Genomic DNA, 13123 nt, shown 5'->3' on the forward strand with positions numbered 1-13123 from the left:
TTATTTGGCGTTGGTTTGCAGCCAGAAGGTGACGGGGCCGTCGTTGGTCAGCGAGACTTTCATGTCGGCGCCGAACTGGCCGGTCTGCACCGTCGGATGCCTGAGGCGCGCCTGCTCAACAAAATAATTAAACAGGCGCAGGCCGTCGGCCGGCGCGGCGGCCGGCGTGAACGATGGCCGCGTGCCGGACTTGGTGTCGGCCGCCAGCGTGAACTGCGGCACCAGCAGCAGGCCGCCATTGGTGTCGGTCACGCTGCGGTTCATCTTGCCTGCCTCATCGGCGAACACGCGGTAGCCAAGCAGCTTGGTCAGCAGCGCCTCGGCGTCCTTTTCCGTGTCGTTGCGTTCAGCGCAGACCAGCACCATGAGGCCGGCATCGATGGCGCCTATCGTGGCGCCATCGACCACCACACTGGCGCTGCTGACGCGTTGCAGCAGGCCGATCATGCGGACAGGGTCACGCGTGCGAACTTGCGCTTGCCCACCTGCAGCACGAAGGTGCCGGCTTGCAGCTGCAAGCCCTTGTCGCTGATGACGGTGCCGTCAACCCGCACGCCGCCCTGCTCCACCATCCGCATCGCTTCCGAAGTGGACGCGCACAGGTTGGCCTGCTTCAGCAATTGCGCCACGCCCAGCGGCGCACCGCCCAGCGTCACTTCCGGAATATCGTCCGGGATGCCGCCCTTGGAGCGGTTGACGAAGTCGGCCAGCGCATCTTCCGCTGCCTGTTGCGAGTGGAAGCGCGTGACGATTTCCTGCGCAATCGCCACTTTGGCGTCGCGCGGGTTGCGGCCGCCAGCCACTTCGGCTTTCAGCGCGGCGACATCGGCGATCGAGCGGAACGACAGCAGATCGAAGTATTTCCACATCATTTCGTCGGAGATGCTCATGATCTTGGCGAACATGGTGTTGCCCGGTTCGGTGATGCCGATGTAGTTGTTCTTCGACTTCGACATTTTTTCCACGCCATCCAAACCTTCCAGCAGCGGCATGGTCAAAATACACTGAGGCTCCTGGCCGTAGTCCTTTTGTAGTTCGCGGCCCACCAGCAGGTTGAATTTCTGGTCGGTGCCGCCCAGCTCCAGGTCCGACTTCAGCGCCACCGAGTCGTAACCCTGCATCAGCGGGTACAGGAATTCGTGCACGGCAATTGGCGTACCGTTTTTATAGCGTTTGGTGAAATCGTCGCGCTCCATCATGCGCGCCACGGTGTAGCGCGAGGCCAGCTGGATCAGGCCGCGTGCGCCCAGCGGGTCGCACCATTCGGAGTTGTAGCGGATTTCCGTTTTGGCCGGATCCAGTACCAGCGATGCCTGCTTGAAGTAAGTCATGGCATTTTGTTCCACCTGCTCTTTGGTCAGCGGCGGACGCGTGGCGTTACGGCCCGATGGGTCGCCAATCATGGAGGTGAAGTCGCCGATCAGGAAGATCACCTGATGGCCCAGGTCCTGCAACTGGCGCATTTTATTGAGCACCACGGTGTGGCCCAGATGCAGGTCGGGCGCGGTTGGATCCAGGCCCAGCTTGATGCGCAGTGGCACGCCGCTTTGTTCCGAACGCGCCAGCTTTTGCGCGAACTCGCTTTCAATCAGCAACTCGTCGACACCGCGTTTGGTGATGGCAAGTGCCTCTTGTACGTTGTCGGATAACGGCAACGCTTTAGAGGGAGCCGCAGGTGTCGAAGAAGTAGTAGTCATAATTTTTTAAGCGTATTTTTCAGAAAAAGGTAGGCAGCTTCAGGAGTTTGTTATAATCCTCGATCCATCAATCTTGCCGCACGAAAACTAACAAAACATATAATTAGAAGAAATAAAACGTTCCTGAATAGTTCAAGCGGCAAATTTTAACTGATTGCATGAACCAAATACATAAATTCACAAGCTCACGCTTGTTCAGTCTGCTAGGTTCTACGCGCAAGGCGCGCATCATCAGCGCGTCTGCATTGTTTCTCGCAGTATGTGCTTTTGGTGCCGCCGGCGTAGCTCCGCTCGCCCCTGACGCGTCCGATCTGCCGGTGAAAACTGTACAGGAAGCTGTGGTCACGCCAGACCTGAGCGCGCAGATCAATGCGCTGGAACAGCAGTCTTCTAACGAGCATTTTGTGCACGAAGAAAAGATCCGCGCTGGCGATACCCTGGCGACGCTGTTGACCCGCCTGGGCGTGGATGACGATGCGGCCGAGAACTTTATCAAAAAAGATAAGGTTGCGAAAGGCGTCATGCAGCTGAAGACCGGCAAGCGTGTACAAGCCCAGACCGACGACGAAGGCAACCTGCAGTGGCTGCGCGCCACCGTGGTGGATGGCAAGGACGATCCCGTCACCAATATCAAGATCACTCGCAAGGCCGACGGCTTTGTCGCTACCGCCGAACCAGCCAAGCTGGAACGCCGCGTGGAAATGCACGCACGGAACATCACTTCGACGCTGTATGCGGCCACCGACTCCAGCGAAGACGGCGCCAAGCTGCCCGACAATATCGTCAAGCAGATCATTGAAATGTTCTCGACCAACGTCGACTTCCGTGGCGACCTGAAGCGCGGCGACAGCTTTAACGTGGTGTATGAAACGTTCTGGCAGGATGGCGAGTTCGTGCGCGCGGGCCGTGTGCTGGCAGGCGAACTGACCAACCGTGGCACGACCTATCAATCGGTGTGGTTTGAAGATCCGCAAAGCAAACAGGGCGGCGGCTACTACAGCTTCGACGGCAAATCGCTCAAGAAAGCCTTCCTGAAATCGCCGGTGGAGTTTTCGCGTATTTCGTCCGGTTTCGCGATGCGCGTGCATCCGATTTCCGGCCAGTGGAAAGCCCACAAGGGCATCGACTTCCCGGCGCCAACCGGCACGCCGATTCGCGCTGCGGGCGATGGCGTGATCGACTTTGCCGGTACCATGAATGGCTACGGCAACTTCATCGTCATCAAACACTGGAGCAACTACACTACGGCTTACGCCCACATGAGCCGGTTTGGCAATGGCATGAAAAAAGGCGCCAAGGTCAGCCAGGGTGACGTGATCGGCTACGTCGGCACTACCGGCTGGTCGACCGGCGCGCACTTGCACTACGAATTCCGCGTGGGTGGTGAAGCCAAGGACCCAGGCAAGATGAATGTACAGGCACAAGCACCATTGACCGCAGCGGAAATGGGCCGCTTCAAAGTCTATGCGAACGACATGATGCATCGCTTCGCGCTGCTACGTCCGGTGGGCGGCGGCGGCATACCGACCCGCGTCGCTGCGGCGAAGTAATCTCACCAAACAGGCCGCCTAGTCGGCCTGTTTTTTATTATCATGCGCTTCTGAGACAGTTCCTTCCGTGCGTAAGCACACACATCCAGAGGCACGTATGACTTTGTACATCGGTTTAATGTCCGGCACCAGCCTGGACGGCGTTGACGGCGCACTGGCGCAATTCCACGGCGACGCCATGGCCACCATCGCAGCCACCTACCTCGCCTTCCCGCCAGCGCTGCGCGCCGAACTGATGACCTTGCAGGCCAGCGGCGCCAACGAAATCGAACGTGAAGCCCTGGCGGCCAACCAGCTGGCGCAATACTACGCCCAGTGCGTAGCGCAGCTGCTGCGCGAATCGGGCAAACAGCCGCAAGACGTCCGCGCGGTCGCCGTGCACGGCCAGACCATACGCCACCGCCCGGAACTGGGTTTCACGCGCCAGACCAACAACCCGGCCCTGCTGGCCGAACTGTGCGGCATCGACGTGATTGCCGACTTCCGCAGCCGCGACATTGCCGCCGGCGGCCAGGGTGCACCGCTGGTGCCGGCCTTCCATCAGGCCCTGTTCGGCAAGGCCGGACAGACGCGCGTAGTGGCCAATATAGGCGGCATCGCCAATATCAGCGTGCTGCGCGGCGACGGCAGCGCGATCGGGTTCGATACCGGCCCCGGCAACGTCCTCATGGACGGCTGGATACACCGCCACCGCCAGCAGGAATATGATGCTGACGGCGCCTGGGCCGCCAGCGGCAAGCTCATTCCCGAACTGCTGTCCGCGTTGCTGACAGAACCTTACCTGGCGCTGCCCGCGCCCAAAAGCACCGGCCGCGACCTGTTCCATATGGATTGGCTCGACGCCCGCCTCGCCGCCCATACGCAGGCGGCCCCGGCAGACGTACAGCGTACGCTGACGCAATACACGGCAGTCACGCTGGCAGACGCCATCAAGGCCCACGGCGATGGCGCAGACGCGGCCTATATCTGCGGCGGCGGCGCTTATAACAGCGTGCTGATGGATGCCTTAGGAAGGGAATTGGGGACGCAGGTTATGGTAGCTTCCACGCAAGCCTTGGGCGTTGCGCCCAACCGCGTAGAAGCACTGGCATTTGCCTGGCTCGGCTATCGCTTCAGCGAGCGCCTGGCGGGCAATCTGCCATCGGTAACCGGAGCCAAGGGCGACCGCGTACTGGGTGCCCTCTACCCCCGTTAACGCTGCTTAGGCAGCAGCCTGTTTTTTACGGCCGCGCATCAGGCCGATCAGGCCCAGACCGGCACCCAGCATCAGATAGGTACTTGGCTCAGGAACGGCGGTGATTTGCAGGGTGTCAATGCCAATGAAGTTGGAATTGTCGCCGGCCGGGCCGCCATCCTGCACCACGTAGCGGAAGGCAAACGCACCGCTGGTCGCGCCGGACAGACCGCTCAGCGTGACGCTGTATTTCGTCCACTCCTCAGGATAACCAAACAGATCCTGGCCAGGATTCACCGACAGCAGCAATTTGCTGAAAGTGCCCACGCTGCTCGAGGTGTTGCCGACATTCGTGCCGCCAACATTGCTGAAACGAACTTCCAGATTGTCCGGCCACAGCGAAAAATCTGAGGTACGGGTATAGAACGACAGCGTATCGCCGTTGTGATAGGTTGAGGTCGGCAAGATCAGCCAGGTGCTGATGTCAGCGGTGCCTGAGCCACTATTGAAATTGGCACCCAGATAGGAGTCGGCTGCGCCCTGATGTGCACTGAATACAGCAGGATTACCCTGGAACCAATCAGTCACGCCCACAGGCTGGCTCAGATTGTTCACGGTCCAGCCGGTGGGGACGCCATTATCAAAATTTTCTGTCAATGCATCAGCGGAAGCAACACCACTGAAAGCTAACGTTACGGCTAAGGCGAGAGCTGATTTAAAGGATACAGACATCTTGAAACCTCCATCGTAGAAGTGGAAGAAATATTTATGTTTTTGGCGGCCACCAGGCCGTCATAATCAAGATATCATGATTGTTAAATTATTGTGTAAATAAAAACAACTTTACATATTAAAATAACTTATAAAAACAACACTAAACATGAGCCTTTTGCGTGGTAAACATGCCCCGCAGTATCAGGTCTATCCCCACGAGAAAATCAGCCCGGTCATCATGTACCGGAAGTTGTTCAGCAACACTGCGTGTGAACGGAAATTGGTCCGCATCCAACCGCGCCCACGCTGCCGCCACCTGGCCCAGAATTGCCGCCCTGTCGCCGCCCAGAGCCCGCCCCAGCTGGGCATTTGCCGCATTTTGCACACTCACGCCAAGGATGTAATTCAGCAATGCTGACGCTGCTGCAAACTGCTGCGGCATGGGCACGCGCATGCGGCAGACCTGCTGTCCCAAGCCCTCCAAAATGCTTACCATAGGTGATTGCAAAGGAGCGCGCGTTAGCGCAGAACCAAGCCACGGCCGCGCGTCGATGGCGTCAAACAGGGCCAGCGCGAGCGCGCGGATGGCTTGCTCCGGCGACACATCGGCCGCAGCTGTCTTGAGCGTGCGTGTAACAATCTCATTGCAAGCCGAAGTCAGCAAATCGTTCTTATTGGAAATATGCCAGTAGATGGCGCCGGTCCCGGTGGCCAGCCGTTCTGCCAGAGCGCGAAAGGTCAGGCCAGCTTCGCCACGGCTATCCAGCAAGGCAATGGATTCTTCAATAATGCGCTCGCGGGACAGCCCATCTTCCCTGCGCGGAGTGTTTTTCTGCATGGCCGTTATCTTGACATACCTGGCCTGCTGCAGCAAAATCTGAATGGAACAACGTTCCATTCAGATTAAACAATGAAAAACATGCCCATTGCAATCATCGGCGCAGGCCTGGGCGGGCTGGTCCTGGCCCGCGTGCTGCACGTCCACGGCATCGCCGCCACGGTATATGAAGCCGAAGCCTCGGCCACGGCGCGCGCACAAGGTGGCCTGCTGGATATCCACGATTTCAACGGCCAGCTCGCCCTCCGGGATGCAGGCTTATTCAGGGAATTCACTGCGCTGATTCACCATGGCGGCCAAGCCACACGCGTGCTCGACAGGCACGGCAAGCTGCTGTTCGCGCAGCATGACGATGGCACTGGCGGCAGGCCGGAAGTCCAGCGCGGCGAGCTGCGCCGCATACTGCTGGAGTCACTGCCCGAAGGCACGGTGCAATGGGGTCACAAGCTGACGCAGGTCATGCCATTGGGCGATGGCCGCCATACGCTGCATTTCGCTCACGGTTCCAGCACCACTTGCGGCCTGCTGGTCGGTGCGGATGGGGCCTGGTCCAAAGTGCGCCCCCTGCTGTCCGATGCCATGCCGGCATATGTCGGCATGGCGCTCATCGAAACCTGGCTGCGCGACGCGGACACCCGCCATCCGGCCACTGCGGCGGCGGCCGGAAGCGGCGCCATGTTCGCCATCGCGCCGGGCAAAGGTATCCTCAGCCACCGCGAGCCCAACGGCATGGTGCACGCCTACATCGCACTCAACCAGCCGGAGGCATGGCTGGCGAAGATCGATTTCAGTGACGGCAGCGCGGCCAAGGCCCGTATTGCGGCCGAGTTTGCCGACTGGTCGCCGACGCTGACCGCGCTCATTACTGCAAGCGATACGGCGCCGGTACTGCGCGCGATCCATGCACTGCCCCAGCAACACCGCTGGCAACGCGTGCCCGGTGTCACGCTGCTCGGCGATGCCGCCCACCTGATGGCGCCGTCCGGCGAAGGCGCCAACCTTGCCATGTATGACGGCGCCGAATTGGCCAAAGCCATTGCCGCCCATCCCGGCGAGATCGAGACAGCGCTGGCGGCGTACGAACAGGAACTATTCCCCCGCAGCGCCCAGGCTGCGGCGGAGGCAGCGCAATTGCACGACATCCTGTACGGCCCCGACTCCCCGCACAGCCTGATCGGCATGTTCCGCCAGTAAAGCTGCGGCGAAGGCGGCCATGATTGGTCAGGATCTGCACAAACAGTCTGGTCACAATCGTTTCACACGACGCGCTTGCGCCCTTAAGCGAGCGCAAGCGCGGCTCGTGCGCTTATTCACATCGAAACGACCTCAAGGAGAATCACCATGCCAGGACCAACACGTACCGCCAACCTGCTCGTGCTGTACGGCCACGGCGCCGTACTTGACCAGACCTTCAACTTCCAGCGCCCAGACGCCAGCAAAATCAATCTGTATTCATGGACGCGCGAAGGCATTCCCGTCTGGGACATCCAGATCCAGGCCGCCGCAACCCAGGCCCTGGCAAACAATACGATTAGCGCCTCGTATGCCACCGTCAACAGCAGCCGTATCGGCGGCGCGCAGTTCAAGGACTACCTCATCGGCGCTCCCACCGGCCTGGCTCTGCCTGCCATCCCGGCGGGTTACGGCACCACCGCCATTGCCGCGCTGGGCGCCACCGTGCGCCATGATGCCCCAACACTGGGCGCCAGTACGCGCCTGATACTGATGGTTGATAACGGCCGGCCAAACATCCGCCTGTCCGCCTTGCTGAACGACGCCAACTTCAATGGCAGGCCGTTCGACGTCCTGTGGTGCGCCTGCAAGAGCTAAAATGACAAACGGCCCGGCCGAAGTTACGACCGGGCCGTCAAGGCCTTATCTCAGCGCTATTCCGCAAAGGTCTTGAAAAGAGACCTACACTGAACAGCATTACGCCCGCAGGCTGTTTTTGCGGGCGCCGGAATTTAAACGGAGAACGACGAACCGCAGCCGCAGGTGGAGGTTGCGCTAGGATTCTTGATCACGAATTGCGCGCCTTCCAGGTCATCCTTGTAGTCGATTTCTGCGCCCACCAGGTACTGGTAGCTCATCGAATCGATCAGCAGCTGGACGCCGTTCTTGACCATGGTGGTGTCGTCTTCGTTGACGATTTCATCGAAGGTGAAACCATACTGGAAGCCGGAGCAGCCACCGCCCTGCACGAACACGCGCAGTTTCAGGTCTGGATTGCCTTCTTCCTCGATCAGTTGGGCCACTTTTTCAGCAGCGCTATCGGTGAAGATGATAGGCGCTGGCATTTCAGCAACAGCATTCATTTCTTACTCCCTACGAGAAAACAATTGAGCCCATTATAGACCTTGGGCGATTTTCCTGCTCCGCCCAGCTTTAAATTTGATGATAAAGCGCACAAAATCAAGGCGCTAGATCAAGGCAGCAGCGCGATCTGGGTCAGGCCGGTGGTTTCTTCCAGGCCAAACATCAGGTTCATGCACTGTACCGCCTGGCCGGATGCGCCCTTGACCAGATTGTCCTGCACCACCAGCACGATGACGGTATTGCCATTGTCCGGACGGTGCAGCGCCAGGCGCAGCATGTTCGAACCACGCGTCGAGCGGGTTTCCGGATGCGAGCCAAACGGCATCACGTCAACGAAGGCGCTGTCCTTATATTGGTCCTCAAACAGCTTCTGCAAGTCTTCGTTGCTGATGTCCTTGGTCAGGCGCGCATACAGCGTCGAGTGCATGCCGCGAATCATAGGCACCAGATGCGGCGTGAAGATCAGGCTGACCTTGTCGGCAGTGAACTTCTGCAGCTGGGCCGAGGTTTCCGGCGTGTGGCGGTGGCCTGCTACACCATAAGCCTTGAAGTTGTCCGACGCTTCCGAGAACAGGGTACCGATTTCCGCCTTGCGGCCGGCACCCGACACACCCGATTTGCAGTCGGCGATGAGCGAGCCGGCATCGATCAGGCCAGCCTTGAGCAGTGGGTAATAGCCCAGCTGCATGGTAGTTGGATAGCAGCCAGGGTTGGCGACCAGATTGGCTTTTTGAATGTCTTCACGGTTCAGTTCGGCCAGGCCGTAGGCTGCCTGTTCCAGCAGGTCCGGGCAGGTGTGCTCGATCTTGTACCATTTTTCGAAGACGGCTTTTTCCTTGATGCGGAAGTCGGCCGCCAAGTCGATGACCTTGACGCCGGCTTTCAGCAGCTCAGGCGCCTGGGCCATGGCGACGCCGTGCGGGGTGGCAAAGAACACCACGTCGCACTTGCTCAGGTCGGCATTTTCCGGCGACGAGAATTTCAGGTTCACGCGGCCACGCAGCGAAGGGAACATGTCAGCGACTGGCAAGCCGTCCTCTTTGCGCGAGGTGATTGCCGTCAGTTCCACGTTCGGGTGGACTGCCAACAAACGCAGCAGTTCTACCCCGGTATAACCGGTACCGCCGACGATGCCAACTTTGATCATTGTTTTTTCCTTAAAAGTGCGTGGGAGAGTGGACCATTTTATCAGCCATGCGCTACCGCTGCATGACAGTACCAAATAGCAAAAAAGCCGCCCGGCATGTAGCCGGCGGCTTTTTGGGAGATGCGCCGCAAGCAGCGCACCACAGCGTAAAAATTAACGCTTCGAGAATTGTTTTGCGCGACGTGCTTTGCGCAGACCAACTTTTTTACGTTCAACTTCACGTGCATCGCGGGTTACGAAGCCAGCGCGTGCCAGATCACCTTTCAGGGCCGAATCGTAGTCGATCAGCGCGCGGGTGATACCGTGACGAACTGCACCTGCCTGGCCGGACTCGCCGCCGCCGTGAACGTTGACTTTGATGTCAAAACGTTCAACGTTGCCGGTCAGTTCCAGAGGCTGGCGAATCACCATCAGGCCGGTTTCGCGCGAGAAGTATTCCGACGCTGGCTTGCCGTTAACGATGATTTGGCCAGTGCCAACTTTGATGAACACACGAGCTACTGCACTCTTGCGACGGCCGGTGCCGTAATTGTAGTTACCGATCATGTCAGTTCCTTAGATTTCGAGTGCTTTAGGTTGCTGAGCAGCGTGCGGGTGCGAACCTTCAGCGTACACTTTCAGCTTCTTGATCATTGCGTAGCCCAGTGGGCCTTTTGGCAGCATGCCCTTGACGGCTTTTTCCAGAGCGCGACCTGGGAAACGCTGTTGCATTTTCAGGAAGTTGGTCTCGTAGATGCCACCTGGGTAGCCCGAGTGACGGTAGTAGGTCTTCTCGGTTGCTTTGGTACCGGTCACGCGCAGTTTGCCTGCGTTGATGATGACGATGAAATCGCCGGTATCGACGTGAGGGGTGAACTCAGGCTTGTGTTTGCCGCGCAGTCGGAGTGCCACTTCGCTGGCAACACGTCCGAGGACTTTGTCCGTCGCGTCAATCACGAACCAGTCGCGCTGGACTTCATGTCCTTTAGCGGAAAAAGTTTTCATGTGATGACTTTCTGTATTAAGAAATTACACGCTCAAATGGTGGTTCCGCTACTGAAACAGCGGACTCGGCCTTTTTATTTTCTTTCCTGAGCGAATGGAAAGCCGACAATCATAACCGCTTGCAGCCTTCGGCGTCAAGCCCGATCTGGCGCGCAGGCCGCAGAAACACAGGGCTGGCGCGCTCCATTACAATATGGACAAAGTTTTCTCACACGGAGAGTGCAATGGAATGCAAAGTTAGCTGGAATGGCCCGTCGGGCATGAGTTTCCTGGCCCAGACCGGTTCTGGCCATCTGGTCACCATGGATGGCGCACCGGAAGGCGGCGGCCACAACCTAGCGCCGCGCCCGATGGAAATGGTGTTGCTGGGCACCGGCGGCTGCACCGCGTACGACGTCGTGCTGATCCTGAAAAAAGGCCGTGCCGACATCCGCGGCTGCGAGTGCGTCTTGAAAGCCGAGCGCGCCGATACCGAGCCCAAAGTCTTCACCAAGATCAACTTCCACTTTGTGGTGACCGGCAGCGGCCTGAAGCCTGAACAGGTCGAACGCGCCATCACGCTGTCGCACGACAAATACTGCTCCGCGTCCATCATGCTGGGCAAGACCGCCGAGATCACCCACTCGTTCGAAATCATCGAGGCCGCGTGAGGCTGCCACGCAGCCAGCGTCAGATGTAGTAGGCCGTGCCGGTCATGACCTTGCCCATGGCCGACATGACTGCCTGCACCGGCGCCGGCACACTGACGGCGCCGAGCCGCTGGGCGGCAGCGCCATGCTCGATTTCATCGACGCGCATCTGATCGACGATCGCGCGCGACTTGGCGTCCTGCGGCGGCAGCCGGTCCAGATGGCTTTCCAGATGCGCCTCGACCTGGCGCTCGGTCTCCACCACAAAGCCCAGGCTGCGCGCATCGCCCAGCACGGCAGCCACCGTACCGAGCGCATACGCGCCGGCATAAAACAGCGGATTGAGCACGCTGATGTGGGAATTGAGCTCACCCAGGCGCTGCGCGGTCCACGCCAGATGGTCCTCTTCCTCCCGGCTGGAATGCTCGAACTGCTCGCGGATGGCGTCCGTACGCGCAAAGCGCGCCTGCGCGTTGTACAGCGCCTGCGCGCACACTTCGCCCACATGGTTCACGCGCATCAGGCCGGCGGCATGGCGGCGCTCCGCTTCGCTCATCTCCGCATCCGCCGCATGGGCCGCCGGCGTCGGCCGCGAGGCCGATGCAACGCCAGTCACCACGCGCAGCGCCTTGTCGGCGCCGGCAATGAAACGGTCCAGGGGGGTGTGAAGATATGCAGCCATGAGCAAACTCGTGTCGTCAGATGGAAAATCCCATTATAAGGGACCACCCTCTTATTTTGCGTCTGCCGCCTCACGCAGCTGACGCTGGCGTTCGATGTAGTCCGCCACCGGCCCGCGCACATCGATCCTGGAAATATCTTTGGCCACGCCCAGGTTCAGGCCCAGCAGGAAGGGAATGTTCTCCAGCGGTACTTCCGTGCAGTACTCGCCAAATGCTTTCAGAAAGCGCCTGGACTCAACCACCTGCACCACCTTCTCCCCGCTCATGTATTGCAGGATGCTGGTAATGCTGTGGCCCTTGCCGATGGTGTGATAGATGAAGCGGTTGAATTCGCTATCGAGCTTGTCGAAATCCAGGGTTTCCTTGGTCATCAGGCTGGACAGGTAATACAGTCCCAGCGCCACGCGGAAAAAGCCGGTGGATTCTTCACGGTCTATGCCAAACTGCATTACCGCCAGTATTTTTTCTTTTAGCTCAGGATTCATTTTTTCGCGACGCTCCCGTATGCGACTATAGCAAGAATAACGGCAAAGCCATCTACATCCAGTAGCTTGCGTGCCGGAATTTTTGCATGCTATTCTTGAAACTTTTCAATCGGGGACGGCACGATGATCGAGGTAAGCAACCTGGCCAAACGCTTTCGCTGGTCCGCGCGCGGCGCTGGTAACGCCACTGCCCGCGATCCGCGCGATCATGACGGCTGGTTCCATGCGGTGCGCGATGTGAGCTTCCGCTGCGGCGCGGGCGAGGTGCTGGGCCTGCTCGGCCCCAACGGCGCCGGCAAAACCACCACGCTGCGCCTGCTCTCCAGCGCCCTCAGGCCCGACGCCGGCAGCATCCACGCCAACGGCATCGACCTGCTTGCCGATCCGCTGGCGGCGCGCAAGCACATCGGCTTTTTATCCGGCAGCACCGGCCTGTATGGCCGCCTGACCGCGCGCGAAAACATCGAATACTTCGGCCGCCTGCACGGCATGAGTCCGCCCTACCTCAAACGCCGCTGCGACGAATTATTCGACCTGCTGCACATGCATGAGTTCAGCAACAAGCGCGCCGACCAGCTGTCCACCGGCATGAAACAGAAATGCGCGATCGCCCGCACCGTGGTGCATGAGCCGCAGATCGTCATTCTGGATGAGCCCACCACCGGCCTGGACGTGATGTCCGCCAAAATCCTGCTCGACTTTATCGCCAGCTACAAAGCGCTGCGCATCCCGCTGATCTTTTCCACCCACCACCTGCATGAAGTGGAAAAGCTGTGCGACCGCGTCTGTATTATCAACCACGGCAAGACCGCCTTCCACGGCACCATGGATGAGCTGCGCCACCTGGGCGCCAGCGCCGATCTGTACGATGCCTTTGTCAGCGTCGTCAACCAGGAAGCCTGAACC

At 59.3% G+C, this 13123-nt stretch carries 16 protein-coding genes; 6 read left to right on the forward strand and 10 right to left on the reverse strand.

Translation table 11 applies throughout. The features are described from left to right. Positions 1-447: a D-aminoacyl-tRNA deacylase gene (dtd, locus tag GTP58_RS21925; protein WP_161079247.1), complete on the reverse strand. Its 447-nt coding sequence runs from the start codon at positions 445-447 to the stop codon at positions 1-3. Continuing rightward, positions 444-1697 (reverse strand): tyrosine--tRNA ligase, encoded by a 1254-nt coding sequence (tyrS, locus tag GTP58_RS21930; RefSeq protein ID WP_072788995.1) that lies wholly within the window; start codon positions 1695-1697, stop codon positions 444-446. Before tyrS ends, dtd begins: the two co-directional genes overlap by 4 nt. A gap of 158 nt (positions 1698-1855) precedes the next feature. Here tyrS and GTP58_RS21935 point away from each other — a divergent pair, with 158 nt between their 5' ends. Both GTP58_RS21935 and GTP58_RS21940 read left to right on the forward strand, forming a co-directional pair. After that, a complete protein-coding gene (locus tag GTP58_RS21935) occupies positions 1856-3247 on the forward strand; it encodes a peptidoglycan DD-metalloendopeptidase family protein (protein ID WP_072788997.1) in 1392 nt (463 codons plus the stop codon). Between the two features lie 97 nt (positions 3248-3344). Then, positions 3345-4442 (forward strand): anhydro-N-acetylmuramic acid kinase, encoded by a 1098-nt coding sequence (locus GTP58_RS21940; protein ID WP_161079248.1) that lies wholly within the window; start codon positions 3345-3347, stop codon positions 4440-4442. A 6-nt stretch (positions 4443-4448) separates the two neighbouring features. Here GTP58_RS21940 and GTP58_RS21945 read toward each other — a convergent pair whose 3' ends face one another. Next, a complete protein-coding gene (locus GTP58_RS21945; protein WP_161079249.1) occupies positions 4449-5153 on the reverse strand; it encodes a choice-of-anchor J family PEP-CTERM protein in 705 nt (234 codons plus the stop codon). Positions 5154-5295: 142 nt separating this feature from the next. Continuing rightward, a complete protein-coding gene (locus GTP58_RS21950; RefSeq protein WP_161079250.1) occupies positions 5296-5973 on the reverse strand; it encodes a TetR/AcrR family transcriptional regulator in 678 nt (225 codons plus the stop codon). 81 nt (positions 5974-6054) lie between these two features. Here GTP58_RS21950 and GTP58_RS21955 point away from each other — a divergent pair, with 81 nt between their 5' ends. Next, entirely contained in the window at positions 6055-7167 is a 1113-nt protein-coding gene (locus tag GTP58_RS21955) for an NAD(P)/FAD-dependent oxidoreductase (protein ID WP_161079251.1), read from the forward strand. A gap of 147 nt (positions 7168-7314) precedes the next feature. Next, positions 7315-7803: a putative adhesin gene (locus GTP58_RS21960; protein ID WP_161079252.1), complete on the forward strand. Its 489-nt coding sequence runs from the start codon at positions 7315-7317 to the stop codon at positions 7801-7803. 134 nt (positions 7804-7937) lie between these two features. On the opposite strand, the gene erpA is transcribed toward GTP58_RS21960, so the two are convergent. The 4 genes from erpA to rplM form a co-directional block, all read right to left on the reverse strand. Continuing rightward, positions 7938-8288: an iron-sulfur cluster insertion protein ErpA gene (gene erpA / locus GTP58_RS21965; protein ID WP_072789006.1), complete on the reverse strand. Its 351-nt coding sequence runs from the start codon at positions 8286-8288 to the stop codon at positions 7938-7940. Between the two features lie 110 nt (positions 8289-8398). Then, a complete protein-coding gene (gene argC / locus GTP58_RS21970) occupies positions 8399-9436 on the reverse strand; it encodes an N-acetyl-gamma-glutamyl-phosphate reductase (RefSeq protein ID WP_072789008.1) in 1038 nt (345 codons plus the stop codon). A gap of 153 nt (positions 9437-9589) precedes the next feature. Beyond that, positions 9590-9982 (reverse strand): 30S ribosomal protein S9, encoded by a 393-nt coding sequence (gene rpsI, locus GTP58_RS21975; RefSeq protein ID WP_161079253.1) that lies wholly within the window; start codon positions 9980-9982, stop codon positions 9590-9592. Between the two features lie 9 nt (positions 9983-9991). Continuing rightward, complete coding sequence (gene rplM / locus GTP58_RS21980) at positions 9992-10420, reverse strand: 50S ribosomal protein L13 (RefSeq protein ID WP_056157909.1); 429 nt, start codon at positions 10418-10420, stop codon at positions 9992-9994. A 224-nt stretch (positions 10421-10644) separates the two neighbouring features. On the opposite strand from rplM, the gene GTP58_RS21985 reads away from it, so the two are divergent. Next, complete coding sequence (locus tag GTP58_RS21985) at positions 10645-11070, forward strand: OsmC family protein (protein ID WP_072789013.1); 426 nt, start codon at positions 10645-10647, stop codon at positions 11068-11070. 19 nt (positions 11071-11089) lie between these two features. Here the strand turns inward: GTP58_RS21985 and coq7 are convergent, their stop codons facing one another. Further along, positions 11090-11731, reverse strand: coding sequence for a 2-polyprenyl-3-methyl-6-methoxy-1,4-benzoquinone monooxygenase (coq7, locus tag GTP58_RS21990; RefSeq protein WP_161079254.1), 642 nt, complete (start codon positions 11729-11731; stop codon positions 11090-11092). Between the two features lie 51 nt (positions 11732-11782). Then, positions 11783-12181: a hypothetical protein gene (locus GTP58_RS21995; protein ID WP_308937369.1), complete on the reverse strand. Its 399-nt coding sequence runs from the start codon at positions 12179-12181 to the stop codon at positions 11783-11785. A 159-nt stretch (positions 12182-12340) separates the two neighbouring features. Between GTP58_RS21995 and GTP58_RS22000 the strand changes: the two genes are divergently transcribed. Next, positions 12341-13120, forward strand: a complete 780-nt coding sequence (locus GTP58_RS22000) for an ATP-binding cassette domain-containing protein (RefSeq protein ID WP_161079255.1) — start codon at positions 12341-12343, stop codon at positions 13118-13120. Positions 13121-13123: the final 3 nt, after the last annotated feature.

It is taken from the genome of Duganella sp. CY15W, from assembly GCF_009857555.1.
GTDB lineage: Bacteria > Pseudomonadota > Gammaproteobacteria > Burkholderiales > Burkholderiaceae_D > Rugamonas > Rugamonas sacchari.

Bases quoted from the DNA above. Each gene is read 5' to 3' on its own strand.
- GTP58_RS22000 (WP_161079255.1), top strand. From the start codon at position 12,341: ATGATCGAGGTAAGCAACCTGGCCAAACGCTTTCGCTGGTCCGCGCGC.
- GTP58_RS21960 (WP_161079252.1), top strand. From the start codon at position 7,315: ATGCCAGGACCAACACGTACCGCCAACCTGCTCGTGCTGTACGGCCAC.
- GTP58_RS21985 (WP_072789013.1), top strand. From the start codon at position 10,645: ATGGAATGCAAAGTTAGCTGGAATGGCCCGTCGGGCATGAGTTTCCTG.
- erpA (WP_072789006.1), bottom strand. From the start codon at position 8,288: ATGAATGCTGTTGCTGAAATGCCAGCGCCTATCATCTTCACCGATAGC.
- dtd (WP_161079247.1), bottom strand. From the start codon at position 447: ATGATCGGCCTGCTGCAACGCGTCAGCAGCGCCAGTGTGGTGGTCGAT.
- tyrS (WP_072788995.1), bottom strand. From the start codon at position 1,697: ATGACTACTACTTCTTCGACACCTGCGGCTCCCTCTAAAGCGTTGCCG.
- GTP58_RS21995 (WP_308937369.1), bottom strand. From the start codon at position 12,181: ATGCAGTTTGGCATAGACCGTGAAGAATCCACCGGCTTTTTCCGCGTG.
- GTP58_RS21935 (WP_072788997.1), top strand. From the start codon at position 1,856: ATGAACCAAATACATAAATTCACAAGCTCACGCTTGTTCAGTCTGCTA.
- coq7 (WP_161079254.1), bottom strand. From the start codon at position 11,731: ATGGCTGCATATCTTCACACCCCCCTGGACCGTTTCATTGCCGGCGCC.
- GTP58_RS21940 (WP_161079248.1), top strand. From the start codon at position 3,345: ATGACTTTGTACATCGGTTTAATGTCCGGCACCAGCCTGGACGGCGTT.
- GTP58_RS21955 (WP_161079251.1), top strand. From the start codon at position 6,055: ATGCCCATTGCAATCATCGGCGCAGGCCTGGGCGGGCTGGTCCTGGCC.
- GTP58_RS21945 (WP_161079249.1), bottom strand. From the start codon at position 5,153: ATGTCTGTATCCTTTAAATCAGCTCTCGCCTTAGCCGTAACGTTAGCT.
- rpsI (WP_161079253.1), bottom strand. From the start codon at position 9,982: ATGATCGGTAACTACAATTACGGCACCGGCCGTCGCAAGAGTGCAGTA.
- argC (WP_072789008.1), bottom strand. From the start codon at position 9,436: ATGATCAAAGTTGGCATCGTCGGCGGTACCGGTTATACCGGGGTAGAA.
- GTP58_RS21950 (WP_161079250.1), bottom strand. From the start codon at position 5,973: ATGCAGAAAAACACTCCGCGCAGGGAAGATGGGCTGTCCCGCGAGCGC.
- rplM (WP_056157909.1), bottom strand. From the start codon at position 10,420: ATGAAAACTTTTTCCGCTAAAGGACATGAAGTCCAGCGCGACTGGTTC.